This window comes from Shewanella pneumatophori, assembly GCF_023283895.1.
In the GTDB taxonomy this organism is placed as follows: domain Bacteria; phylum Pseudomonadota; class Gammaproteobacteria; order Enterobacterales; family Shewanellaceae; genus Shewanella; species Shewanella pneumatophori.
In genome coordinates this window covers 270,396-293,490 of record NZ_JAKILB010000004.1, presented here as the reverse complement: position 1 = coordinate 293,490, position 23,095 = coordinate 270,396, and the positions used below count along the sequence as shown (strand labels likewise).

General features: G+C 42.8%; 21 protein-coding genes. 16 read left to right on the top strand and 5 right to left on the bottom strand.

The features are described 5' to 3' along the window. Nucleotides 1–219: 219 nt before the first annotated feature. The 6 genes from L2740_RS08450 (at nt 220) to L2740_RS08425 (ending at nt 3,398) form a co-directional block, all read left to right on the top strand. Nucleotides 220–579: a carboxymuconolactone decarboxylase family protein gene (locus L2740_RS08450; RefSeq protein ID WP_248949613.1), complete on the top strand. Its 360-nt coding sequence runs from the start codon at nt 220–222 to the stop codon at nt 577–579. Further along, entirely contained in the window at nt 579–1,094 is a 516-nt protein-coding gene (locus tag L2740_RS08445) for a VOC family protein (protein ID WP_248949611.1), read from the top strand. The genes L2740_RS08450 and L2740_RS08445 overlap by 1 nt, the downstream gene beginning before the upstream one ends. Continuing rightward, nucleotides 1,091–1,534 (top strand): DMT family transporter, encoded by a 444-nt coding sequence (locus L2740_RS08440; RefSeq protein ID WP_248949610.1) that lies wholly within the window; start codon nt 1,091–1,093, stop codon nt 1,532–1,534. The genes L2740_RS08445 and L2740_RS08440 overlap by 4 nt, the downstream gene beginning before the upstream one ends. Further along, nucleotides 1,531–2,046, top strand: coding sequence for a DMT family transporter (locus L2740_RS08435; RefSeq protein WP_248949609.1), 516 nt, complete (start codon nt 1,531–1,533; stop codon nt 2,044–2,046). Before L2740_RS08440 ends, L2740_RS08435 begins: the two co-directional genes overlap by 4 nt. Next, nucleotides 2,036–2,359, top strand: coding sequence for an REDY-like protein HapK (locus tag L2740_RS08430; RefSeq protein ID WP_248949607.1), 324 nt, complete (start codon nt 2,036–2,038; stop codon nt 2,357–2,359). Before L2740_RS08435 ends, L2740_RS08430 begins: the two co-directional genes overlap by 11 nt. Before the next feature lie 100 nt (nt 2,360–2,459). Continuing rightward, the gene (locus L2740_RS08425; protein WP_248949605.1) at nt 2,460–3,398 is read left to right on the top strand and encodes a LysR family transcriptional regulator; all 939 of its coding nucleotides are present in this window, start codon (nt 2,460–2,462) and stop codon (nt 3,396–3,398) included. 40 nt (nt 3,399–3,438) lie between these two features. Here the strand turns inward: L2740_RS08425 and L2740_RS08420 are convergent, their stop codons facing one another. Then, entirely contained in the window at nt 3,439–3,957 is a 519-nt protein-coding gene (locus L2740_RS08420; protein ID WP_248949603.1) for a lactoylglutathione lyase family protein, read from the bottom strand. A 376-nt stretch (nt 3,958–4,333) separates the two neighbouring features. Here L2740_RS08420 and L2740_RS08415 point away from each other — a divergent pair, with 376 nt between their 5' ends. After that, on the top strand, nt 4,334–5,677 hold the full coding sequence (locus L2740_RS08415; protein WP_248949601.1) for a DEAD/DEAH box helicase: 1,344 nt from the start codon (nt 4,334–4,336) through the stop codon (nt 5,675–5,677). A gap of 196 nt (nt 5,678–5,873) precedes the next feature. Further along, nucleotides 5,874–7,037 carry a tetratricopeptide repeat protein gene (locus tag L2740_RS08410; protein ID WP_248949600.1) on the top strand — a complete coding sequence of 388 codons (1,164 nt, stop codon included), beginning with the start codon at nt 5,874–5,876 and terminating at the stop codon, nt 7,035–7,037. A 137-nt stretch (nt 7,038–7,174) separates the two neighbouring features. On the opposite strand, the gene L2740_RS08405 is transcribed toward L2740_RS08410, so the two are convergent. Then, nucleotides 7,175–8,497 carry a M20 metallopeptidase family protein gene (locus tag L2740_RS08405; RefSeq protein WP_248949599.1) on the bottom strand — a complete coding sequence of 441 codons (1,323 nt, stop codon included), beginning with the start codon at nt 8,495–8,497 and terminating at the stop codon, nt 7,175–7,177. 357 nt (nt 8,498–8,854) lie between these two features. On the opposite strand from L2740_RS08405, the gene L2740_RS08400 reads away from it, so the two are divergent. Next, the gene (locus tag L2740_RS08400) at nt 8,855–11,143 is read left to right on the top strand and encodes a TonB-dependent hemoglobin/transferrin/lactoferrin family receptor (protein ID WP_248949598.1); all 2,289 of its coding nucleotides are present in this window, start codon (nt 8,855–8,857) and stop codon (nt 11,141–11,143) included. A gap of 102 nt (nt 11,144–11,245) precedes the next feature. Here the strand turns inward: L2740_RS08400 and L2740_RS08395 are convergent, their stop codons facing one another. The 3 genes from L2740_RS08395 to L2740_RS08385 form a co-directional block, all read right to left on the bottom strand. Further along, entirely contained in the window at nt 11,246–13,678 is a 2,433-nt protein-coding gene (locus tag L2740_RS08395; protein ID WP_248949597.1) for a TonB-dependent receptor, read from the bottom strand. 344 nt (nt 13,679–14,022) lie between these two features. Continuing rightward, nucleotides 14,023–14,490 (bottom strand): hypothetical protein, encoded by a 468-nt coding sequence (locus L2740_RS08390; RefSeq protein ID WP_248949596.1) that lies wholly within the window; start codon nt 14,488–14,490, stop codon nt 14,023–14,025. Between the two features lie 61 nt (nt 14,491–14,551). Continuing rightward, nucleotides 14,552–15,409: a choice-of-anchor H family protein gene (locus L2740_RS08385; protein WP_248949594.1), complete on the bottom strand. Its 858-nt coding sequence runs from the start codon at nt 15,407–15,409 to the stop codon at nt 14,552–14,554. Nucleotides 15,410–16,132: 723 nt separating this feature from the next. On the opposite strand from L2740_RS08385, the gene L2740_RS08380 reads away from it, so the two are divergent. The 7 genes from L2740_RS08380 to L2740_RS08350 all read left to right on the top strand — a co-directional run bounded on the left by L2740_RS08380 (nt 16,133) and on the right by L2740_RS08350 (nt 22,951). Beyond that, entirely contained in the window at nt 16,133–16,951 is an 819-nt protein-coding gene (locus tag L2740_RS08380) for a DUF2971 domain-containing protein (RefSeq protein WP_248949592.1), read from the top strand. Between the two features lie 219 nt (nt 16,952–17,170). Next, on the top strand, nt 17,171–17,425 hold the full coding sequence (locus L2740_RS08375) for a hypothetical protein (RefSeq protein ID WP_248949591.1): 255 nt from the start codon (nt 17,171–17,173) through the stop codon (nt 17,423–17,425). A gap of 655 nt (nt 17,426–18,080) precedes the next feature. Then, nucleotides 18,081–18,554: a P-loop NTPase fold protein gene (locus L2740_RS08370; protein WP_248949589.1), complete on the top strand. Its 474-nt coding sequence runs from the start codon at nt 18,081–18,083 to the stop codon at nt 18,552–18,554. 402 nt (nt 18,555–18,956) lie between these two features. After that, entirely contained in the window at nt 18,957–19,859 is a 903-nt protein-coding gene (locus L2740_RS08365; RefSeq protein ID WP_248949587.1) for a hypothetical protein, read from the top strand. A 491-nt stretch (nt 19,860–20,350) separates the two neighbouring features. Continuing rightward, nucleotides 20,351–20,668 carry a PepSY domain-containing protein gene (locus tag L2740_RS08360; RefSeq protein WP_248949586.1) on the top strand — a complete coding sequence of 106 codons (318 nt, stop codon included), beginning with the start codon at nt 20,351–20,353 and terminating at the stop codon, nt 20,666–20,668. 57 nt (nt 20,669–20,725) lie between these two features. Further along, nucleotides 20,726–21,412: a response regulator transcription factor gene (locus tag L2740_RS08355; RefSeq protein WP_248949584.1), complete on the top strand. Its 687-nt coding sequence runs from the start codon at nt 20,726–20,728 to the stop codon at nt 21,410–21,412. Nucleotides 21,413–21,415: 3 nt separating this feature from the next. Then, a complete protein-coding gene (locus tag L2740_RS08350; protein ID WP_248949582.1) occupies nt 21,416–22,951 on the top strand; it encodes an ATP-binding protein in 1,536 nt (511 codons plus the stop codon). Nucleotides 22,952–23,095 lie beyond the last annotated feature (144 nt).

Here is a 23,095-nt window from a genome sequence, read left to right as displayed (position 1 = left end):
CTCGCCCTATTAGCACACAATACAAATTATAATCAGTAACTTACTGCTAACTTATTACGATAACTTAAGGTAAGACTCTACCCTCTATCCTCCACTGCCATCATCTGTGCAGAATTTGCATAAGTGCTGTTCCAATCCTCTTATTTTTCCAAAAGCTCCAATCTCTATAATGCTCGCTATCCGCTACGGCGAACTTTATCCACTAAGAGAATATCGAGTATGACTAGCAAATATGAAAATGCAGTGCTGGACGATCAAGCACTGATTGATGGCCTCAAATCAATCAATTCAGCTTGGGGCGACATGACAGTGCGCGTTGCTGGAGAAGCATGGGGACTTCCATTAATTGACCAAAAAACCAAAGCATTAATCTGTATTGCAATTGACCAAATGGCATTAAATGTTACCGGTGAAGGCAACCCATTTGGTGCTCACGTTGATATGGCGCTCAAACAGGGTGTGACGTACGCAGAGCTGGAAGAACTCATCGTATTTGCATCGGCATACACAGGCTTTAATAAAGGGGCGACCACTATGGGGGCATTAAATAAAATCCGTCACCAACGAGGAGATATCTAATGGCGATCCCTGGCTTAAAAAAACCAGATCACATCGGCTTCACTGTGCCAAATATTGATGAAGCGATTGCATTCTTCAGAGAGCACTTTGAATTTGAACTGGCTTACGAGTTCGGCCCATTCAGTTCAGCTGATGATTGGATGCAAGATCATTTAAATGTGCTCCCGCGAGCGGAAATTACCAAGATTGCAGTGATGAGTGCGAAAGGGATTAACTTAGAGATCTTTGAATACGCAGATACGATAGCGCGCAATAAAGTTGCTCCAAATAACGCTGACATTGGCGGTCATCATCTGGCTTTCTATGTTGAGGACATGAGCGCTGCAGTTGCGTATCTAAAACAGCAAGGTATTGAGGTTCTTGATGGGCCAACCATCATGACTGAAGGTCCAACAGAGGGAGAGTCATGGGTTTATTTTATGGCTCCTTGGGGAATGCAATTAGAGCTAGTGTCTTATCCAAAAGGTAAAGCTTTTGCTAAACACTCTTCAGTAGGGTTGTTTGATCCACGATGAATATTCTTTCTATTGTTCTAATCGTTTTCGCCGGTATGGGGCTGTCTTTTGAAGCAGGCCTTTTAGGCCCCCTAGGCGAGCAAGTCGGTCACTTATGGGCAACCTTGAGTATATTTGGTGTAGGTACAGCACTGCTTTGGATGATCCGTCACTTTACGCCGCAAGGAAAATTCATCGACTGGAACAGTATTCCAAAATGGCAACTTATCGGTGGTTTATTGGGGCCTATTTACGTAGTCACATTAACATTATCAACACCAATTTTAGGAGTGGCAATGACCATGGTTTGTGTCTTACTCGGACAAATCACTAAGAGCTTTGCCATTGACTATTTCGGCTGGTTCGGTGTGGCAAAACAAGCCAGCAACCCATTACGTATGCTTGGTATGTTTTTTGTTTTTCTGGCGCTTTGCTTTGTTTACTTAGGAGGACAATCATGACGTTAATTATTTTACTCGCAATTGCTTCAGGCATGGCGTTAAGTGCTCAAGCAGCGATCAACGGTCAACTTGGCGAAAAAGTTGGGGTGATTGAGAGCGCTTTGCTGACATTTAGCATGGGTACGGTCATTACCGGCTTGTTGATTTTTTTCTTTGAACCGAGTTATGAATCCACGCTGTTAACAGTGCCTAAGTGGCAACTCGCGGGCGCACTGTTTGGCATTGTTTACATGATTGTGATGGTAGCTGCTGTGCCTAAAGTCGGTGTTGCCATTGCCACTGTTGCCACGATTTTAGGTCAGATGATCATGAGCCTAGTGATTGATACCCAGGGTTGGCTTGGCAATGCCCCCATTGTTCTGAATTATTGGCGTATAGCAGCAATGGTTTGTATCGCTTGTGCATTGCTTTGTATTTACCTCGCAAATGCTCAAACACAAACAAGGCTCGATACGCCTGTGACAACAGAAGATTCAACTCAAACTAGACTGGAACCGCAGCATGTCAGCTAAAACACTTATTGTATTTTTTAACCTTAAATCCACGGCTGACGAAGCCCTTTATCTGCAATGGGCAAAAGAATCCGATCTACCCACGGTCAATAAACTCAGTAGCGTTTCATCGTTCGAGGTGTTTAAGGGAATTAGTATGTTTGGACAAGATAAGCCGTCGCCATGGAATTATTTTGAGGTGATTAATATTGACTCAGAAGACGCCTTTCTAAGCGATATTCAAACCCAAGCAATGCAAAAGATTGTAGAGCAATTTCAATCTTTCGCAGAGGATGCACATTTCATCGTAACAGAAAATATTCTTACCGCTTAATCAGCTCATATTAAGGCAAGCTAGGTATTAGCTTGCCTTTTTTAATGTTTAGCTTTTAACTAGGTTAGGTCAGTAAAACCAAATGAATATAGGAGAGTTTGTGAATTACGATGTATCGTTGTTGGAAATTAAACTTTTCTTGATGACCACCCAATTTGGTAGTTTCTCTGAAGTGGCCCGTCGACAAGATATGACGCCATCGTCAGTCTCTCGTAAGATGGCGCAGCTAGAGGTGAAGGTTGGAACTAAACTGTTACATCGTCATACCCGATCGATTTCATTAACCGATGAAGGTGCGGCATTTAATAAGCATTGCACCGATATTATTAATCAGTATGAACGTGTTGTTGAACACATTGAACAGCGCGCAAATACACCTCGTGGTACAGTGAAAATCAGTGTCCCAGTTGCCTTTGGGCGGCTTCATATCGCTCCTTATTTACCTGAATTATTAGAACGTTATCCTCTACTCAAGGTTGAGGTTCAACAGACCGATAGCTTTGTCGATCCCGCAGCAGATGCTATCGACTTAATGATCCGTATTGGTGTACCACAAGACTCTTCTTTAAGAATGAAGCGTTTTGCTAAGCAACGTTATGTCATGGCGGCAAGCCCGAGCTATTTAAAGTCTTACGGTACGCCAAGTAAGCCAGAACAACTCGAGCAGCATAACTGTCTGGTATTTAAGGGAACGGCAGGATTACAACGTTGGTTTATCGGTAAGGAAAAATTAGCACCGTATGAGGTATTTGGCTCCCTCTATGGTAACAATGCAGAAACCTTGGTTACCAGTGCCGTTGGTGGCAGTGGGATTGTGGTCTTTCCTACGTGGCTGATTGGGGAAGAATTGAAGAGTGGTAAGCTGGTTTCTTTATTTGACGATTACCAAGTTTCAACCAGTCTAGAGCAGCAATCAATCAGTGCACTTTACCTTGAGACGGATAATCTAGCGGCAAAAGTAAGGGTCGTGATTGACTTTTTAGCGGAGAAATTCAGTAGCACAAGGGGTAGTAACTTATGCTACTGGGATGTGGTTTAGCTAAATAATAGAAACGTACACTATCCTCGATGTAGCAATGTTAATAAGCACCGTCTGAATAGGTGAGTTCATAACTATGACTATAGATCTCAAGAATATTCCCAAATGGATCTTCCATATAAATCATGCGATATGGTTTCTCTCCGGGGTAATAGTAACGAGGCGCTTTCATACGTTTTTTACCACCAGCAGCAACAACCTTTTCGGCTAGCCCTTCAACATCAGGATCTTGCACACAAAAATGAAAGATACCTGTTTTCCAATACTCAAAGTTATCTTCAGGGTTTTGTGCGTTTTTAAATTCAAAGATCTCCACACCGACTCGATCGCCAGTAGATAAGTGAGCAATTTTAAATCGTTCCCACCCAGCGCCAAACACGTCGGTACACATTTCCCCAATTGCCGAATCATCTTCAAGGATCTCTGTTGGTTTCATGATTAGATACCAACCAAGAACCTCTGTATAAAATTTCACTGCTGCATCTAAATCAGGTACAGAAAGACCTAAATGGCTAAAAGAACGCGGATAGGTATGGTTGGTATTTGGTGGTGTAATCATCGTTAACATCTCCATAGGCTTTGATAAGAAGCATTACATCCAGAAAGGATAGACTAATTAGAGTGGTAGATGATTGTTTGTGTATTCCGGTTTAGCGTTCACTCAGGTGTTCTGCAAGATAATGGTGCTATTCGCCAAAATAATTTTGCTCTATCTAGCATAGAAACCACAGTCGTATGTATCTACAGTATTTGACTGCAGCTAATTTGAACGACTTTTATGGATTATGGGCTTTACTATCAAACGAGCTTGATCATCACTAAAGCGCAATTAGCAACATGCTGTTATAATGGCAAACAGCAACACAGTTATTAGCGTCATTCTGCGCCAAACCAATAACTGCAATAGATAAATCAAACACCTAATCGAGACTCGCATGCCGTTTTCTAAGCTTGGACTAAGCACTCCCATTGTTAAAGCCGTTACTGAGCAAGGCTACACTAGCCCGACTCCTATTCAAGCAAAAACAATCCCTGTTATTTTAAGTCAGCGTAACCTGATTGCCGCTGCGCAAACCGGTACGGGTAAGACCGCAAGCTTTGTGCTGCCAATCTTAGAAATGCTAAGTCAGAGTGAAACCCAACGTAAAAAGCGCATTCGCGCGTTAATTTTAACGCCGACTCGTGAGCTTGCGGTGCAGGTTGAAGATAACATTAGTCAATATGGTAAGCATTTAAACCTAACCTCAATGGCAATGTATGGCGGTGTCGACTCAAAGCCACAGCGCGAGCGTTTAATTGAAGGTGTCGATATTCTGGTTGCCACACCAGGCCGTTTGCTTGATATGTATACTCAGCGCGCAATTCATTTTGATGAGCTAGAAATTCTAGTGCTAGATGAAGCCGACAGAATGCTGGATATGGGCTTTATTGAAGACATCAATAAAATCATTGAAAAGCTGCCTGTTGATAGACAAAGTTTATTGTTCTCAGCCACCCTTTCACGCCAAGTTAAAGAGTTAGCGCGCGCCACTATTACTCGCCCAATCGAAATTTCAGTGACTCACAATACTGACAACAAACCTAAGATTGAGCAGTGGTTAGTCACCGTTGATAAAGACAAAAAGTCAGCACTACTTAGCCATTTAATTCAAGAAAATAACTGGCAACAAGCGCTTATTTTCATTGAAACCAAACAAGGTGCAGCTAAGCTTGTTAGCCAGCTTGAAAAACGTGGTATTACGGCTGAGTGCATTCACGGTGGTCGTAGCCAAGAAGTACGTGAACAAATTCTGGCAGACTTTAAGTCAGGTAAAATAGGCCTACTTATCGCCACAGGTATTGCGGCTCGCGGTTTAGATATCGATGAATTACCGTTAGTGATTAACTACGACTTGCCATACCCGGCCGATGAATATATTCACCGTATTGGCCGTACAGGTCGTGCAGGCGCTAACGGTGAAGCAGTTGCACTTGTTTCAAAAGATGACTTTAAAAACCTGTGCATGATTGAAAGCCGTTTAGGCCATTTAATTGAGCGTCGTGAAATTGAAGGCTTTGCACCACGTAAAGAAGTACCAATTTCAATCTTAAACTATAAGCCGAAAAATAAACCAGCGCCAAGTGGTGATAAAAAGCCACGCACAGACCGAGCAAAACCGGCACGCGATAGTAAGCCTAAGCAGCGCAGTAATGACAAAGCTGCGCCTCGTGCAGAAGTAGAAAATAAGCCCTTACCGCAAGATCCTTGGGCTTTTTCAAAGTCTAAGCTAGACAAGTAATACAGCCACTTGTCAATTCGTTCTGGCATTGCTTGCCAGAACGAAAATCGCTTTCTCCCTATCTTTACTCTTCTAGCTAATTCCCTAAGCTAACTCTCTCACCTAACTCCCCAATAAGTTCACAGTTAAAGTAACAGTTAAGCACTACCTTATTCGTTTGAGTTGTTTATACTTAACTCAAACAAAAAGGAACTTTATGTCTTTATCTATCAAAAAGTTAGTCAGTAAATCGCCTAAAATTGCTCTAATAGCCCTAATCGTCAGCCTGTTGAGCATCATAGCGGTAGTGACACTTTCGCTCTCTAAACCGCCAAAACTTGCTGATGGCACAATCATTATCTTGCCGATTGTCCAAGCTGAGCCAAGCATTGAATTAGATTGGCAGTCTTATACACGCATGGAGCAGGTGATAAATCAGCTAGGGACATCAGCGAACTCACCGGTATTGCTCGCAGAAGATGTCATTGCTTTACTTACTCAAACATCCAGCTTTATTGGCGATCAACAACCAATAGACCTAACGCGTTTATTTGTCATTTCCGGCGCGGCCTTAATGGTTGAAACCTCCCTTACAAGCGCCCCCAACTTACAACTTAATTACCGTCTTATCAGCCAAAATCAAATTGAAGAAGGAGTGTTGCAAGCTGATTCGATTGAGCAGCTCCAAACCAAGCTAATTGAACAAGTAAAGCAATCAACCAGTAACCAATTTACCCAAACCACCGACCAAGACTGGTTCACAGAAACGCTAGTTCAAGCACTTAAAGCTATCCAATACAATCAAACAGATGTTGCACAGACGAAGCTAAAAGCGCTATTAAACACAGATCCCAATAACATTGTCGCCAGTCGGTTATTGGCACAAATAGAGCTTAAAGAACAGCAAATAGAACAAGCATCAAAGCGCCTTGAACAAGCAGCAGAGCAAGCAAAACCAAATCATTTGCGTCAGCTTGCCAGAGTTAAGTTTATTGCGGCACAAGTTAAACTCGAAAACGACCAATTAGAGCTCGCGTTAAGTTTATTGTCTCAAGCAAGGAGCTTTGCCGCTAAGAGTCAGGACTGGTTATATTTAGGCTATATCGCAAATTGGTCGGGGCATATTAATCAGCGTCTTAATCGTTATTCTCAGGCTCGTACTCAATATGAGTTTGCAATCGATTACCTCAAAAGGTCAGGATCAGCTGCGGATCAAGTTAGCGCATTAAACCAGCTTGCAGAGCTTGAGTTTGTTGAACATAACTACCGACAAGCCTACGACGCTGTAAGCAAGTCAGTTGTTATTATTAATCAAAAAAAGCTCACTCAACTTCAACAACAAACTTTTGCGCTATTATCTAAAATTGAAAATAAACGCTAACCTTTGTTTAACTCGCTTTGCGTCGTAAATGTTACTTTTCAGCGCACATCTACGGCGTAACTCCGATGACTAACTCAAAAACACCGCAGCAAAAGCTGTAGCGCTTGTTATCGATGAAGCTTCTATTGGTTAAGCTGTTATTGATTAAACAGATCCATTGCGGACTTACTCATGGCTCTAACACCGGTTTGAATTGTTGCAGGGTAATCAGGCGCAAATAGGCTTGAGTGTAACGAGGGCAGCGACTCACCTGTTTCAATACTATGTTGGTAATCACTCGGTGGCACAGCGCCTAACCAAAATAACGTGATAGGTCGTTTCTCTGCAGTCAAACCGTATAAGCCAAAATCCTCGCCAGCCATAACCGCATCTGCTTTCACTACGTTATCAGCGCCAATTTCTGCGATAATACTGGTTTGTACTTTATTGGTTAACATTGGGTCGTTATAGGTTGAGGGAATGCGTTCATCTTCATGTACATATACTTCAGGATAAAGCGCTTCATCCAGCCCTGCACTAATCGCTATGCCCTTGGTTAAGCGTTTAATTGCAGCAATTTGTGCAAGACGCACCTCTGGATTATAGGAGCGCAGCGTTAACTGTAACTTCACTTCATTGGAAATAATATTATGTTTTGAGCCACCATGAATTGAACCAACAGTAATTACACTTGGCTCTAGCGGTGATAATTCGCGGCTGGTAATCGTCTGTAAGGCAACGACAATGCGTGATGCCAACACAACCGGATCTTTCGTTAAATGTGGGTAAGCACCATGGCCGCCCTCACCTTTAACCGTGATATCAACCGAGTCCACATTAGCTAACGCATAACCCGGCGTTATTCCGACTTTACCAGCAGGAATTGAGGCACTGACATGCAGACCAAGTACATAATCTGGTGTGGCAAAGTCAGTAAACAAGCCCTGTTTTAACATAGCTTTCGCGCCGCCGCCCACTTCTTCAGCAGGTTGTGCCACCATCATTAATGTGCCTTGCCACTTCTCTTTATTGGCAACTAACTGCTGCGCCGTACCGATAAGACTGGTCATATGGATATCATGCCCACAGCCATGCATCACGCCCACCTCTTGGTTATTGGCATTTAACACTTTAACCTTTGACGCATAAGGTTTACCTGTTTGCTCTGTAATTGGCAGCGCATCCATATCTGCGCGGATCATCACAGTTGGCCCATCGCCATTTTTAAGTAGCCCTACCACACCATAACCACCGACTTTTTCAGTCACTTCAAAGCCTAATCCCCTGAGCTCTTTCGCCATGCGCGCACTGCTTGCTTGCTCTTGATAAGACAGCTCTGGGTGCTGGTGCAAATGCAAATATAACGCTTCAAGTTGTGGCATATTTTCGGCTGTCGATTCAGCTAAATCTGTCGCAAAACACGACGCACTTAACGAGCAGCTAATTAACAGTGCTAGGGAGGAGATTATCGGTGTTCTCATCTTAAATGCCTCTAAAAGTCTATAGCGAACAGTATTTTGCTATCTAAGCTAACACAGCACATCAAGTTGTAAACGACTTGTTGCATTTTTAGAGACAGAAATAAACCTCTACCGCGAGCAGCAACAAGATACACCGAGATACATAAGTAAGGTATTTGTGAGTTTGTGAGCAAATAAAATACGTTAGCAACTGAAGCTAAATAAAGAAATGTGATCTGCTTTCAATATTTGTTTTTTAGTCAGCCAAACCCTAAAAATAGCCGCTTTCAAGGCGAGATCCTACCTCAATAAGGGTATAAGATAGCGCGCGTTTAAAAAGAGAATAATTCTCATTTGGTTAATAAGTTAAGGTGCTTAATGAACAAGCTCAAAGTTAGTGTACTGGCGATTGCCGTAAGTACAGCGCTCAATGCTCAGGCTCAAGAGGCCAAGGTAGATGCTCAATCAAACCAGCAAGCCAATGCCAAAGTGCAGGAGGTGATTGTTATTTCAGGTTCGCGTATGGAACAAGAAATTGAACAAGTTGCTGGCTCAATCATGGTGATTGATGAAGACGCCATTGAAAAAAGCATGAGTAATGACTTTGGTAGCTTATTCAGAAATGAATCTGCAGTTGCCGTAAAAGGCGGTGCAGGTAAACCGACTTCTGTGACCATTCGCGGGATTGGCGGCAACCGAGTCATGATGGTTAAAGACGGCGTGCGCGTTAACAACCAATACGCTTCACCACTTGGTCCTGGCGCAGAAGGTACCGGCCGTGGTTTAACTGAAGTACAAAGCTTAAAGCAAGTTGAAGTAGTAAAAGCAGCGGCTTCAACTATGTACGGTTCAGATGCATTAGGTGGCGTAGTAGTAATGCGTACTAAAGACGCCAGCGACTACCTAATGGGCGATGATTATTACGTATCGCTTAATACGGGTTATAGCGGGATCAACAACGAATACAGCGCCGGCTTTACCAGTGCGGCAGCCTATAATGGTTTTGAAAACCTATTAACCTACCAACATCGCACAGGTGAAGAGCTTCCTAACTACTACGATACACAGCCTGACAGTGATCTAGTACAAGACAGCGTATTATTTAAAAGCAAATATCACTTCAATGACTACACCTCAGTGCAGCTAACGTTAGATTACCTAGAGCAAACGCTTAAGCGCTGGGAATACGAGTTTGACGATAAGACAGGTGCACTAGATGAAAACATCGATACCAATCGTGACACCCAAGTTATCAATGGTGCATTACAACTGGTTTCAAGCAAGCCAACCCAAATGCATGACTCACTTACTGTTACCGCTTACTTTGGTAAAACTGAGCAGTTAGAGCACAGAGATTACTTTGGCACCATCAAAGCTAAGCCAGAAGATCTATATGGTTTAAATGAAATTCGCGATTACAGCTTTGAAGATGAGCGCATTGGTATCAACAGTACCTTTAGTAAATATATTGGTGGTGATAGCTATGGTCATCAAATTACCTATGGCTTGGACTATGAGTTTTCAACTATGTCTCGCCATCGTGAAGTGAATGACCCAATTACAGGCGACACTACAACACCGTTTACCTTTGCGACCACAGACAGTCAGCGTCTAGGTGTTTTTGTGCAAGACGATGTGACCTTGCTTGATGGTGATTTAAACTTGATCGCCGGTCTACGTTATGACTATTTCGATAACACCCCAGATCAGCAGCAAGCGATTGATGCAGGTAAAGATCCAGCCGATTTCCAATCTATGAGTGACAGTTTCTGGTCACCAAAATTGGGCTTAGTCTACCAATTATCTGATTCAGTGAGTGTGTACGGTCAATACGCCTACGGCTACAAGATGCCAACCCCTGATCAAAAATGGGGTGAGTTAGAAGTCGATGCCGGCTCGATGACTGATGTACTTATTCAAGCAAACTATGACTTAGAATCAGAACAATCACATACTTGGGAAATTGGCGTTCGCGGTAACCACAGCGACACTAACTACGAGCTAACCGCTTTCTATACTCAGGCAAAAGATTTTATTGACTGGCAGTATGTAAGCTTTACTCCGCCAAGCATTTCTCCAGGCTGGCCTCCAGTAATGGTGCCAATGGAGTTCAAGTACCAATACTACAACCGCGATGAAGTGATTTTGTACGGTGCTGAAGCGCAAATTAACCATTGGCTAACTGATAGCATTGAGCTTTGGGGTAACATTTCTTACACCTATGGTGAAGATGAAAATGGCGATTACCTCAACAGTGTGAGCCCGCTAAAAGGTAACGCCGGCGCTAATTGGTATACCGATATAGCCGATATGGAAGCTGACTTTGGCGCAGTTGTGCGCTGGGCCGACCATATGAGCCGCACTAACGATATTGAACTTGCTCAAGAAGATATCTGTGCCATGGGCATTTGTATTCCAAAAGAACAGTTCAATGAAGTATACGGCACCAGCGGTTATGCGGTAATGGACCTAACCTTTGGCCTACGTATTGACGATAACTGGAAGCTAAGAGCGGGTGTTTATAACCTGTTCGATAAAGAGTATATCGACTACGCCGACGTTGCAGGTCAATCAGTTTTCTTACTTGGTGCCAGCATGAACCTAGACAAAGAAGACTTCACTCAGCCGGGTCGCTACTTCAATGTAAGCGTGAACTACCAATTCTAAGCTCGGTAAGTTTTAGTTAAAACATAAAAAATGCAGCCAAATGGCTGCATTTTTTATTCAGTTATATCGCTGTCACCATCCTTGCTAACAGCCAACAACCATCTATAAACGGTAAGTTAAGGTCAGCTTAGCATTACGCTCTTCACCCGGCATACCACCTAAGAACATAGCTTTACTGTAATACTCTTCGTTAAATAAGTTATTAACGTTTAACTGTAATTTCCAGTCATCAACATCATAGCTAATAGCCGTATCTAGTACAGTGTAGCTTGGTACATAACCGTCAGGAATACCAAATGAGGTTGAGTTAGTGCTGCGCTCATCAACATAATTAGCACCAAGGCTGATATTGATAGGGCTTGCAAGCGAGAACCAGTCTGCGCCATAAGTCACCCATGCACTTGCTGTTACATAAGGCACACCTTTTTGGCGTGTATCGTAACTTGAGCGAGTCGGATCTTTCTTATCACGGGCATCTTGATAAACCGCATTAACGTTAACCATCCACTGATCTGAAAGATGGGCGTTCATGTCGAACTCAACACCCGTGGTTTCTTCACTACCGTTGTAGTAGTACTTAGGCACGCTTGGCCCTGAAACGCCTTCATCGTAATCTGGATTAGTGTATTGCAAATTAGTACGTGAGCTCTTAAACAATACTAATGATGCCAACATTTGGTCATCGAAAGCTTTAAAGCGCATCCCTAAGTCATCACTGACAGACTCGCTGTCATCTCTATCGGTATCATTACCGGCAATGCTACCTAAAATGCTATAAGCAGTACGACCTTTAGAGTGGTTAACAAAGAACGATAGATCGTCAGTTGGCATATAAGTTAAGCCTAGGTTGTAGGTAATACCATCATCTGTGGTATCCGCCTCTGGCGTTGGCGCAGCTCGGCTTGAGCTGTAACGTGGATCGACACCTAAATGCTCATAGGTTTGCTTAATTTGGTTAAACGCCACGCCAATGCGCGAGGTAAACCCATAACCTAAATAACCTACATGTTGTACACCAACACCCCAAGCACTTACCGTTTTATCATAGTTACTGGTCAGCAGCGGGTCATAATCTTCAAAGCTGCCCTCACCCCAGTTTGGATTACGAATGTCGTAAATATACGGCAGACTACCTTGGTAAATTGTATTGCCAGCTTTGTCTTTGATGACTTTATCTGCGTCATAAATTGAGTATTGTTTAAATGCAATGGTTCTGTCTTCATAGTTAGCATTAATCAATAATTCATTGTCGATATCACCGATTTGGAAGTCATAGCGAAGATCGGCAAAGTACTGCCAAGATGACTCATCGGCATCTACTTTTCGATACTCTTGACGACGCGCCGCAAATGGATAAAGTACATCGTCTTCTACTAGCGGAGCACGTGGATCGGCATTAATTACGCCACGTCGATCCCAATATACATAGTTGTAGGCACCGGTTTGGCGGGCAAAACCTGACGTGTAATCACGGTATTGCAGCTGCTGATTCAAAAATAGGTTATCGCTGAAATAGATATTGTGAGTTAACTTAAAGCGCAGCTCTTCGCCTTCGTTATCTTTCGCCATTGGCGAGATAATCCCTGCATGACCAAATGCATAAGGGGTTAAACCATCGCTTGATGCCAACGAATCAGCAAGCTGTTTGCGCTGAGCTTCTGTTAGCTGAATGCCCTTGTTATTCGGATCATTAATCAGATCTTCCCACGTCACTTCACCTGCGGTTTTACCACCAACAGATTCAGCATTGAAAATACGGATAGGATGACCAATTGAGTCTACAGCGATGGCATCTTTGATATAGGTAGCTGCAAAAGTCAGATCTTGGCTATCGTTGACCATATATTTAAGTGAGGTATAGATTTCATCACGATCTGTACCAATATCACGGTAACCATCGCTACGCGCCGATTTAGCCACAACGCGGTAAGCCAAATCATCGGTAATGGCCGCCGTGCTATCAACTTCAAGTGAATAAGTATCCCACTGGCCGACTTCAGCAGTAAAACTGTGGCTAGCCTCAAACTGTGGTTTCTTTTCAATTAAGTTAATCACACCACCAGCGCTGCCCATGCCATAAAGTCCTGTTGCTGGACCTTTTAGCACTTCAACTGATTCAACGTTGGTTAATGAGCGCGTCGGATTAAAGGTATTGCCTAAGCCCGCACCACCATACATGCCATCGTAGGTGTAGTTAGCGCCTAAACCACGGATCACTAAGTTATCGCCGATGCCATAGTTATTACCCGCTTGAGTTACACCACTGATATTACGCACGAGATCTTGCAGGTTAGTGACTGCCTGCGCTTGAATAAGCTCTTGATCGACCACCACGACTGCAGCTGGTGTCTCCATTAGCGACATATCTGATTTAGTCGCCAAACCTGAATTCATCACCACCTGATTCTGGCGACCATAGACCGTAATACGCTCTACATTATCTAGTCCCTGCTCTGCTTCTTCTGCGTAAGCCATCGCTGGTAAAAATGTTGATGCGCATGCAATTGCTAACATTGAATAGCGAAAATGTTTCATCAATTAACCCCACCTTAGTATTATGCGGCAGGATGATAACGATTCTCATTAGCAAAGCAACACCTGTTTCAACGTTGATACATTTGCATTTTGCTTGTGATTGTTTTTGTTTGATTTTATTTAAATTGTTTACAATGTAAATTTACAACTAGTCTTTACAAAGCAATAAGATACGTGACTTAGATCACTCTCGATAATTACAAACACCTATACTTAAGACTTCTATCTTCAACTAGTTTGAAGATAGAGGTAGAGCAAAAATCTAGCGGATGTGAGAGCGATTGATTGCATCTCCTAGACCCAAAATGCAAGCAATCACTGCAGAGCATTAACGCCTTAAAAGATTAACCACTGACATTGTGGTAGGAAATAATTTGCGGATAAGCGCGGCAATAATCAACTAAATGCCCCGACAAGCGGTCATAAAGATCATCTTTAATGTAGGGTTGTTCTTCACTGAAAATACGGCTGTCTAGCTCTGTTGGCAGGACAAAATTAGCTAAGCGATTGATGTCAGCCTCTATAGAAAGTCTAGTTTCAATACTAAAGTGTTGTGCTAACGGAAACTCAGCTGAGAGAAATGCTTTTCTTAAGAAGATCAGCATTTCATCAAAACTGTCATCCCAGTTTAAATTACTATTAGCTTGGGCCTCCCAAGCTAATAACTCTAACACTCTAATAATCTCGCCTTGTAAGCTAGTAGGAGCTGCAGAAAAAGGCACTAAATGCTCCCACATCCACAAGACCGTATCGGCATTCGTTGGCTTAATTGTAACCTGAGTGATTGGCGATATAGGGTTAGCTAATTCCATGTGTGCTACCTTGGTTATGCTCAAATCAGATGCATAATTTTTGCCCGCCACTCAAATAAGGTCAACGGTTAATTTTTCTAGTGCGCCTCAACTTTAACCCGAGCAACAGCAATAACATTGTCATCAAAGGGAGCGACAAGCTGCCAGCGTGGTAGTCTTCATCAATATAGATATCATCTCTGTCACTGCTTTCTAACGGCAACGCGTACAGACTATCGAAATCATTTGAGCTTACCGTCGCCACTATGTCGCCATAACCCACTTCATATAAATCAATCAAGACATCATAATGATCTGTGCGGTAACCCAAATCTAAGGTGGTTAATACCTCAAAGTCGTCATCGGTTGCATTGCCAAAAATAGTGAACACATCGGTAGTGTAATAATGCTCCCAAGGGCCGCCATTACGGCTCAAGTAAAGCTCCGCAAATACCTTTGCTCGCTCATTAGCGTAGTAGCCTTCAACATCGGCATCAAAAGTCACACTAAAGGTTTGATAAAAACCGTCGTAATCGTTATCGACAAATAAACGGCTATAAGCATCATAAATATAAAAATCTCGATAGACGCCATTAGCAAACAGCAGATTGGCATTATTTTTCTCAGCAAGCTGTTGAGTCTTTAATGCCTTATCAATATGGGTTTGCATAATCTGCTCACGAGTGAGTTTTGCAGGCAGCGCCTCGTTGCCGTCAAGCTCTTTAGCTTGCAGAAGCCTTTGCTGCTCAAGCTTACTGATTTGTTGCTCAGATAAAGCATTGCCATATTGAGCCGCTTGCGCACTTTGCCCACCGCTGCTAACTGTTTGCGCAACTGAGATGCTTTGCGGTTGCGAAAGCAGACTTATATCCGAATTAGCACTCGCTGGCAGAACGGCTCCCATTGATAATGTTAATAAGCCAACATTCAGCGCTCGCATTAACCTGTTCTTTTTTTTAGCCGTGTGGAGCTTATGATTTTGTTTTGTGTTCATCTTCACCTCGAAAAACTTGCTTAATGAGGCCATTAGAGTCCACTGAGTGTGAACACAAGCTGAACGTCAAAATTGGCTAACCTTGGAATGAAGCTTGGTTACATTTTGTTTGGTTCGGTGTTATTTGGCAGTGAGTTTTAAATTGATGCTATAGAGTTATCAATCGCTTGCAGCGGGTGCTGGACAGGATGTCTGAATATCGTGATCACATGGATGTGAAGGAACGACCGTATGTGCAGACACTGCTGCGAGACGCTGTAAATATGTCCCTATACGCTCTGCGGTTTCATCCCTGAAACCGAAGCCCGCAGCCGTATCTACACTGGGTAGTTGGTGTACTCATTAGGTTGTAGAGTTTGGATTTCTAACTAGGAAATGCCCCAAAATGTGTTTCAAATGATAGGTAGTTCAACACAGTGACAGGCCTGTAGACCTACTTTTACTAATCGATAAATGACAGTTACTGATTGCTTTCGATAAGACCTCAATATCAGTGCTCATTTTTCAATTTTTGGTGCTCGTTTATTCAGAGCTTCCCTGATATAGTGTTTATAAATCAACAGCTTTACTTTAGTGAGTTTTAAATAATAGGTTTATTAAGTAAGTGTGCAACGCACGAATTCTAAGACATTAGTTTACAAGTGAAAATATCAACCGAGTAGTAATAGTATGATGCTTTATAAATATATGTCTTTTAACTCAGCAATCCTTATGCTTAGGAATCTTTCGCTCGGTTTTTCTGCTTTAGAAGACCTAAATGACCCGTTTGAGGGAACTAATTTTGGTTTTTCTGACACAGGTAGTATTTCACCACGTAATGCAGTTCGAGTTTTTAAGGGGCATTTTTCACGGGAATATGCAGTTTCATCGTTGACGAGAAATCCTCTCAATTCTTTAATGTGGTCGCACTATGGCGATAGCCATAGAGGAGTTGTAATTGGTATAGACGCAGAAGAATGTGGGCTTATTTCAAATGAAGAATTTATAATTCCTGCTCAATTAGGTGAGATAATTTATGTCAGCACAAAAAACAAAAACTTAAATGGTGTTCCATCCCAAAGACACCTAGATGAACTGCGATCTTCTATGGTTTTCAGTGCTGAGATTAAGAACTATTTAAAGCAAGCATTTCTATATAAATCATTAGAGTGGGGCTATGAAGAAGAAGTTCGTGTCATTAAAAGCCTCACCAATTTTAAGTTTAGTTACCACTCTACCGAAACTCAGCTTCTAACAAGTGATGGCAGATGGAATAAGGTTAGAAATAATTATTTAGGACAACCACTGTTCTGTTACAAAATCCCAGAGTCAGGTATTAAGGAAATCTACCTTGGAGCTAATGTATATCGTAATGTTGCTCGTATCGAAGAGGGGGTAAATGAACAACTTGCTAAGGATAATCTCGATTTCTTGAAGTCATTTAGCTGTAAGGTATTCAGGTGTGAACCTGACGTACAAACTTGGGATATTATGTCTGTAGAATTGTAAGCTAACAAGAAATTTAAGAGTGATTCACAACGCTCGGCGCTTTCACCTAAAGCCAGTTTAGTGTTTATGGCACAATAGCTTAGCTAAGATGTCAGCGTTGTTCACACCTTAATTTGGCGTTATGCTTCTTCTGTTTTTGTTATCGCTAAAAAATAATGGTGTGTGGGGTGCTTCTGTCCCCGAGCATTCTGCACCTTGATAAATAGGGGATAGGTGAAAATGATGGATAAGGAAGATAAAGCAAAGGCTGCAGGTGCTGCGGGAGGCGTAGCTGGTGTGGCAGGCTCTGTTGGTACGGTAGCAGTGGCAGGGAGCGTTGGAGGTTTAGGGGCTGCTGGAATCACTTCAGGTTTAGCTGCAGTTGGTAGCGCCGTTGGTGGCGGAATGGCTGCTGGTTTGGTTGTAACAGCCGCTGCGCCTGTAGCTGTAGGAGTTGCTGCTTATGGGTTGTATAAGTGGTTGGCTGATGACTAAACAATGTTGAGTCATCGTGCTTTAACATCCAATAGTGCGGCTGGCTCTACTGCTAGCCGCTTAAACTCTAAAATCTCGCATGGTTTCAAGACGCATAAAAACGCTTCAAGACGGATTCGCAACGTATAGTATTTTTACTATGCGTTGATTTTAGTGATTAAGGTGGCGTGCGGAAACATCGCATTGCTTACCTTTAAGTGGGCGTTAACATATATCTACTTGCCATAAATTCCCTAATGAGACTAATCACTCTAAGAGCTTTGACTCTAACCAATTTCCTGCCCCAAAATCATTTTCACTGATCAAAGTGGTAAATAGCACAATTAAAGCTTTGTGCTTATAAAAGCTAATGCGAGACGCAAGATACAAGACCTGCCCCGGAATTATCATATAGGCCGAAACCTAGTGACTTATCTTTCTGCGTGAACATTGCACTTTATGCAATGTCGGAGGTTCTTCGTTTCACTTAGGAAAAGAAACAGGGATTCAGTTCTTCCTATGTTATAACTCATTGTTAATAATCTGATTTACTGTTAGTCTCGAGTGATTAAAGTATTGGCGACCTGTTCTGATTAAGACCGTTCTTATTAGGAATTCAGCCTAATATACTGTTAGCAATTTCATCAAATCTCGTGATTACAATTGGAATGTATAAATGGGTAAATACCACAACGATCAACCAATTACGGGTGGTCAAAATGATCCAGATTTACTGAATAGACATGGGTTTTCAAATCATTTATCTGAAGTTTTACTGTTAAAGCACGATGAGGATTGCTTAACTGTTTCACTTGAAGGCGAATGGGGTTATGGAAAAACCTCGGTAATAAACCTTGTTAAAAGCGCTTTAAATGAAAAAGACGTTGCACCAATTATAATAGAGTATAACCCTTGGTTAGCTGGCAAGCCTGAATCTCTTATTCAAGACTTTTTATTACAATTCTCTTCTCAATTAAGCATAAATGACAGCTCTGAGATAGCGCTAAAAGCCGCAAAAGAGTTAGTTGCATATTCAAGCTTATTTAGTGTCGCTAAACTTGTTCCGGGCGCAGAACCATGGGCGTCAGTTGTAGAAAAAGTATTTTCAAGGTTTGGAAATGCCACAAAAAAGATAGCTGAACTCACATAAAGGGGTCGGAGCCAATTAGATAAATTTAAATACTTTGCCTCATCTAAGTCACTCCTGACAGACCTGACAGACCTGATACTCTAACGAATTTTGTCCGGCAATGAGTTTGAAACATCTGAGAGCACTACCAAGCCCCCCTTCTTAACTACAAGCCCATGTAAGATAAGTTGCAGATAAACGGCCATTGCCAAGCAGCTCTCCCAGACGTCAGTTCGTAAAAGTGTCCCCGCTATCCATGGTGCTTCCCTTCCGAAATACTAGGTAATTGGAAATGGCTTCATCCGTTTCTTCTGACTCTGCTCACCGACTTATATGTATGGTTCTGTTAGATTTAGCATTTGATTGCGTCGTTTTGGTACTGCTGTGGGCCAACAGGCTTCCATCTGTTGAAGGATAAATGAATTGAACAAACATAAATTGACCATCAGTTTCTCACCCTCAGATCCTGAATCACTGCGGGCAGGCATACTGGCCCTAACAGATGATATTAACCTAGCAGGGGATGAGCACGAATGGCATCAATTCCGGGACTACACCTATGCAGGTGTAGATGAGCAAGGGGGGTCTCTGGGTAAGCAGAAAGTGTGTAAAGCTGCATTTTACGATGCGCTAGCTACCCATGATGAACTGCGACCTTTACTGGTTGCCTATATCAAAAAAGTTGCTGCATACAATTTTTATGGCGGCTGTAGTTTTGCGCTACAAAGTGCTCCAGAAGTCCAGTTGATCAAAGACCCTGTGACAGCTTTAATTGCTATAGGCCCCGAATATATCGACCTATATTGTGATGCTTATGCAACCTCAGATCGGGGTTACGGCTTAAGTTTTGACAAACCTAAGGAACTGTTTGCCCGAAAATATCCTGATAGCGAGCAGTTGGCTTTGCTTTATGCTGCCAACATTTCAGGGCGTTTGCTGGCTATGGTCGGATCAAATAAGCCTCCCAAGCAACCACCCGCATCATTTATCGCCCGCTTTACGTCAGATGATTATAAGGACTACTTTGTGCGCCTGTGTGCGGCAGAGTTTATTCGCAATGCCTTTATCAACAAATCCCATAAGTATCATCTGGGATTATCTGCCCTCAAGCTTGATCGGTTACTGAGTGATTTAGAAGAGTTGGCAGAGCTGTTTGAGTTCCAGCCGGATCAGCAGTTGCTGCTCCAACTGACTGGTTTTTCTGAAGCTGATGTAGTAGAACGTCTGCGTAATGAGGTGATTGGTATTATGGAAGGAAACAGAGTTCCTGTTCATCCAGTAACTTATGATTTTATCTTGCCAAAATGGCTCGCTGAAAAGGTATAAAGGGGTCGTAGCTAATTAACTCTTGAACTGAATATTCAGATGTCGCTGAGGCTGTGGGCTTCGGTTTCAGTGTGAGGTATTTCAAAGAGATACTCCTCGAACGAGAGGCAGGATGCCAAACTGGCTGTTTAACAGGGATGTTATTGGAAACCGCAGAGCGGCCAAGGATGGCTTTATAGCGTCCCACAGAAGTAGTGACAGGTGAACTTGTATTAAGGTTCAACTATGAGCCGTTGCCTTTTCTGTGCGACCTCAAAGCTCACTCCATAAACTACCTACAACCGAACTAACCGCATTCAGCGAATGTTCATCTAACCTTATGTATATCTATGGCCTAACTTGGCATCGACAGGATAGTTCTCGCCTTATACTTATCTAGACCTTGGCATATCTGAGTCATATCTAAGCCTTGGCTTTAGCATAGGTCAAGCTAATGACTAATCGAATAGGATCTTTTAAACTGGCTGTATCTCAACTCTTTGGTAGCGTTAATGAAAACTGCTTTATTTACTATCTTGGTCGCACTTTCACTTTGCACAGCCTCCCCTGTCATGGCGGCTAGTGTGCATGGTTATACTGCGCTGTCAGCAGTGGCAATGAATGCAAACAAACAGCAGCAAAAATTAAAGGTCAACAGTAAAGAGCAGGCTGTACAGTTGGCGAAACGTCAGTACCGCGGCAAAGTGCTAAAAGTGCAGTCTAGTCGGGTTAATGGCAATCCTGGTTATAGCGTAAAGCTACTGTCGAATGACGGGGTGGTGTTTTATGTCAAAGTCGATGCCAAAACAGGTCGTGTTTCTCGCAACTAACTAAAGGTTATTGCAGATAAAGCCCTATTAACACACCGCACAACAAGGAGCCAGAGCATGAGATTGTTATTAGTTGAAGATGATTTAGAGCTGCAGTCTAATCTAAAACAGCACCTTATTGATGCTAATTACACAGTCGATACCGCCGATGACGGAGAAATTGGTCTGTTTCAAGGCCGCGAATATAACTACGATGCTGCGATTATTGATGTTGGTCTGCCTAAGCTTGATGGTATCGCGCTTATTACCCAGTTAAGAGCGCTTGAGATTGGTTTTCCTATTCTTATTTTAACCGCCCGTGATAGCTGGCAAGATAAAGTTGCAGGCTTAGATGCAGGCGCTGATGACTACCTGACTAAGCCGTTTCATCCACAAGAATTAGTTGCGCGCCTAAAAGCACTTATCCGCCGCTCTGCCGGCAAAGCCAGCCCTATTATTACCAATGGCCCATTTAGCTTAAACACCAGCAGCCTTGAGCTAACTAAGTCGGGACAAGCCATTAATTTAAGTGGCTCTGAATACAAACTGTTTGAATACTTAATGCTGCATATCGGTGAAGTGAAATCAAAAACCGTACTAACAGAGCATATTTACGATCAAGATTTTGATTTAGATTCAAACGTGATTGAGGTATTTATTCGGCGTTTGCGCAAAAAACTCGACCCAGACAATCAGCTCGGCCTGATTGAAACTCTTCGTGGTCAAGGCTATCGCCTTGTCTCTCTAAGCAATCACAGCAGTTAACCAATGCATCGGATTAAGCGTTTGCCTCTACTTATGCATTCATTAAAGGCGCGCCTTATAATCAGTGCGATGCTGCTGGTGTTAGTGTTATTACCCATTGTTGGAGTCACCCTAAATGATGCGTTTAAACTGCAAGTCAAAAGCGCCTCAGTCAAAGAACTCAAAGCCTATGTTTATTCGATTTTAGCGGTGACCGAAGTCGATAACCAACAGCTATTAATGCCTGAAGTACTGTTAGAAAATCAGTTCAATGTGATTCAATCCGGTTTATATGCGCTAATCACGGTTCCTGTAAAACCAAGCGCGCCTCTGGCTACTGATACAACGGCGGCCAAACTTGTCGAAAATAACGCTATCGAAAGCAAGGCTGTCGAGAATCAGCCTACAACACTCGTACAGCAAACCAATCCGTCAAACAACAGTGCCCGCAAAGTTGCATGGCGCTCAAACTCTCTACTTGGTATCGATTTGTCAGCTGCGATTACGACTGCGGTTCATACCGCAGCGATGTTTCCACAACCAGAAAAAGGCCAAGGCCAGTTTAGTGAGATTATGCTTAACGGTGAACCGCACTTGGTTTACGGCTTTAGTGCCAGCTTTGAAACGGAGCGGCTCAACAAACTGGGGCAGCCGCAGCTCACACGCTTTCCCTTTACCGTTTATATCATCAAAGACCAAAGCGATTATCAGCTGCAGGTAGAGGCATTTAATCAGCAGCTTTGGCGCTGGTTACTGATTTTAATGACCGCTCTACTCTCGATTCAATTATTGTGGCTATGGTGGACGTTAAAACCATTGACTCGGTTGCAACGTGAATTAACCGCTATTGAAAACGGCCATGCTAAGCAATTAGACGAGCACTACCCAACCGAACTTAACGCTGTGGCAAAGCAACTGAATACCTTGCTCATTACAGAGCAAAATCAGCGTAAACGTTATCGAAATGCCTTAGCCGATCTCGCCCACAGTTTAAAAACACCTTTAGCGGTTATTCAAAGTCAAAAAGACTTAAGCCCACAGTCGTTTGAACAAGTTAACCAAATCAACCGCATTATCGGCCACCAGCTTAAACGCGCTCAGTCCGCTGCAGGTTCAGCGTGGCACTTGGGTGTTGCTGTGGTTGAAGTGTCAGACAAGCTGGTTCGTAACCTGCCAAAAATATACTGCCAGCCAAGGATAACCATCACTGAAGATGTTGATAGAAATGCGGTTTTCAAGGGTGATGCGAGCGACTTAACCGAGATCCTTGGCAACCTGTTAGATAACGCCTGTAAAGCGGCAAACGCCCAAGTGTTGCTTCAGGTAAAAACAGAGCAGGCTCAGCTTATTATTACCATTGAAGATGACGGCATGGGAATAGACGAAGCACTGCATACACAAATATTTGAACGTGGCACTCGTGCCGACACTTATCAGCAAGGTCACGGCATAGGCCTGGCGATTGTGCGCGACTTAGTTGATAGCTATCAAGGCCAACTAACTGTTAGCCGCTCAACAGCGCTCGGCGGTGCTAAGTTTCAGCTTATCTTTGCGGTTTAATACTGGTACCAATTAGTATAAGAGTAGCTCTACTCAGAACGTTTTTGGCAAACTAATTGATATCACTTTTCGTGTCATTTTAGGCTTTCAGCTTCTGTTCATCTTGGCCTTTTTATACTGCTGCTAACGTATAAAAAGGTCGGG

Excerpts from the sequence above, each read along its gene's own strand:
- L2740_RS08400 (WP_248949598.1), top strand. The coding sequence starts at position 8,855 with ATGAACAAGCTCAAAGTTAGTGTACTGGCGATTGCCGTAAGTACAGCG.
- L2740_RS08440 (WP_248949610.1), top strand. The coding sequence starts at position 1,091 with ATGAATATTCTTTCTATTGTTCTAATCGTTTTCGCCGGTATGGGGCTG.
- L2740_RS08445 (WP_248949611.1), top strand. The coding sequence starts at position 579 with ATGGCGATCCCTGGCTTAAAAAAACCAGATCACATCGGCTTCACTGTG.
- L2740_RS08420 (WP_248949603.1), bottom strand. The coding sequence starts at position 3,957 with ATGATTACACCACCAAATACCAACCATACCTATCCGCGTTCTTTTAGC.
- L2740_RS08450 (WP_248949613.1), top strand. The coding sequence starts at position 220 with ATGACTAGCAAATATGAAAATGCAGTGCTGGACGATCAAGCACTGATT.
- L2740_RS08370 (WP_248949589.1), top strand. The coding sequence starts at position 18,081 with ATGGGTAAATACCACAACGATCAACCAATTACGGGTGGTCAAAATGAT.
- L2740_RS08430 (WP_248949607.1), top strand. The coding sequence starts at position 2,036 with ATGTCAGCTAAAACACTTATTGTATTTTTTAACCTTAAATCCACGGCT.
- L2740_RS08390 (WP_248949596.1), bottom strand. The coding sequence starts at position 14,490 with ATGGAATTAGCTAACCCTATATCGCCAATCACTCAGGTTACAATTAAG.
- L2740_RS08395 (WP_248949597.1), bottom strand. The coding sequence starts at position 13,678 with ATGAAACATTTTCGCTATTCAATGTTAGCAATTGCATGCGCATCAACA.
- L2740_RS08355 (WP_248949584.1), top strand. The coding sequence starts at position 20,726 with ATGAGATTGTTATTAGTTGAAGATGATTTAGAGCTGCAGTCTAATCTA.
- L2740_RS08375 (WP_248949591.1), top strand. The coding sequence starts at position 17,171 with ATGATGGATAAGGAAGATAAAGCAAAGGCTGCAGGTGCTGCGGGAGGC.
- L2740_RS08435 (WP_248949609.1), top strand. The coding sequence starts at position 1,531 with ATGACGTTAATTATTTTACTCGCAATTGCTTCAGGCATGGCGTTAAGT.
- L2740_RS08380 (WP_248949592.1), top strand. The coding sequence starts at position 16,133 with ATGATGCTTTATAAATATATGTCTTTTAACTCAGCAATCCTTATGCTT.
- L2740_RS08350 (WP_248949582.1), top strand. The coding sequence starts at position 21,416 with ATGCATCGGATTAAGCGTTTGCCTCTACTTATGCATTCATTAAAGGCG.
- L2740_RS08415 (WP_248949601.1), top strand. The coding sequence starts at position 4,334 with ATGCCGTTTTCTAAGCTTGGACTAAGCACTCCCATTGTTAAAGCCGTT.
- L2740_RS08405 (WP_248949599.1), bottom strand. The coding sequence starts at position 8,497 with ATGAGAACACCGATAATCTCCTCCCTAGCACTGTTAATTAGCTGCTCG.
- L2740_RS08360 (WP_248949586.1), top strand. The coding sequence starts at position 20,351 with ATGAAAACTGCTTTATTTACTATCTTGGTCGCACTTTCACTTTGCACA.
- L2740_RS08410 (WP_248949600.1), top strand. The coding sequence starts at position 5,874 with ATGTCTTTATCTATCAAAAAGTTAGTCAGTAAATCGCCTAAAATTGCT.
- L2740_RS08385 (WP_248949594.1), bottom strand. The coding sequence starts at position 15,409 with ATGCGAGCGCTGAATGTTGGCTTATTAACATTATCAATGGGAGCCGTT.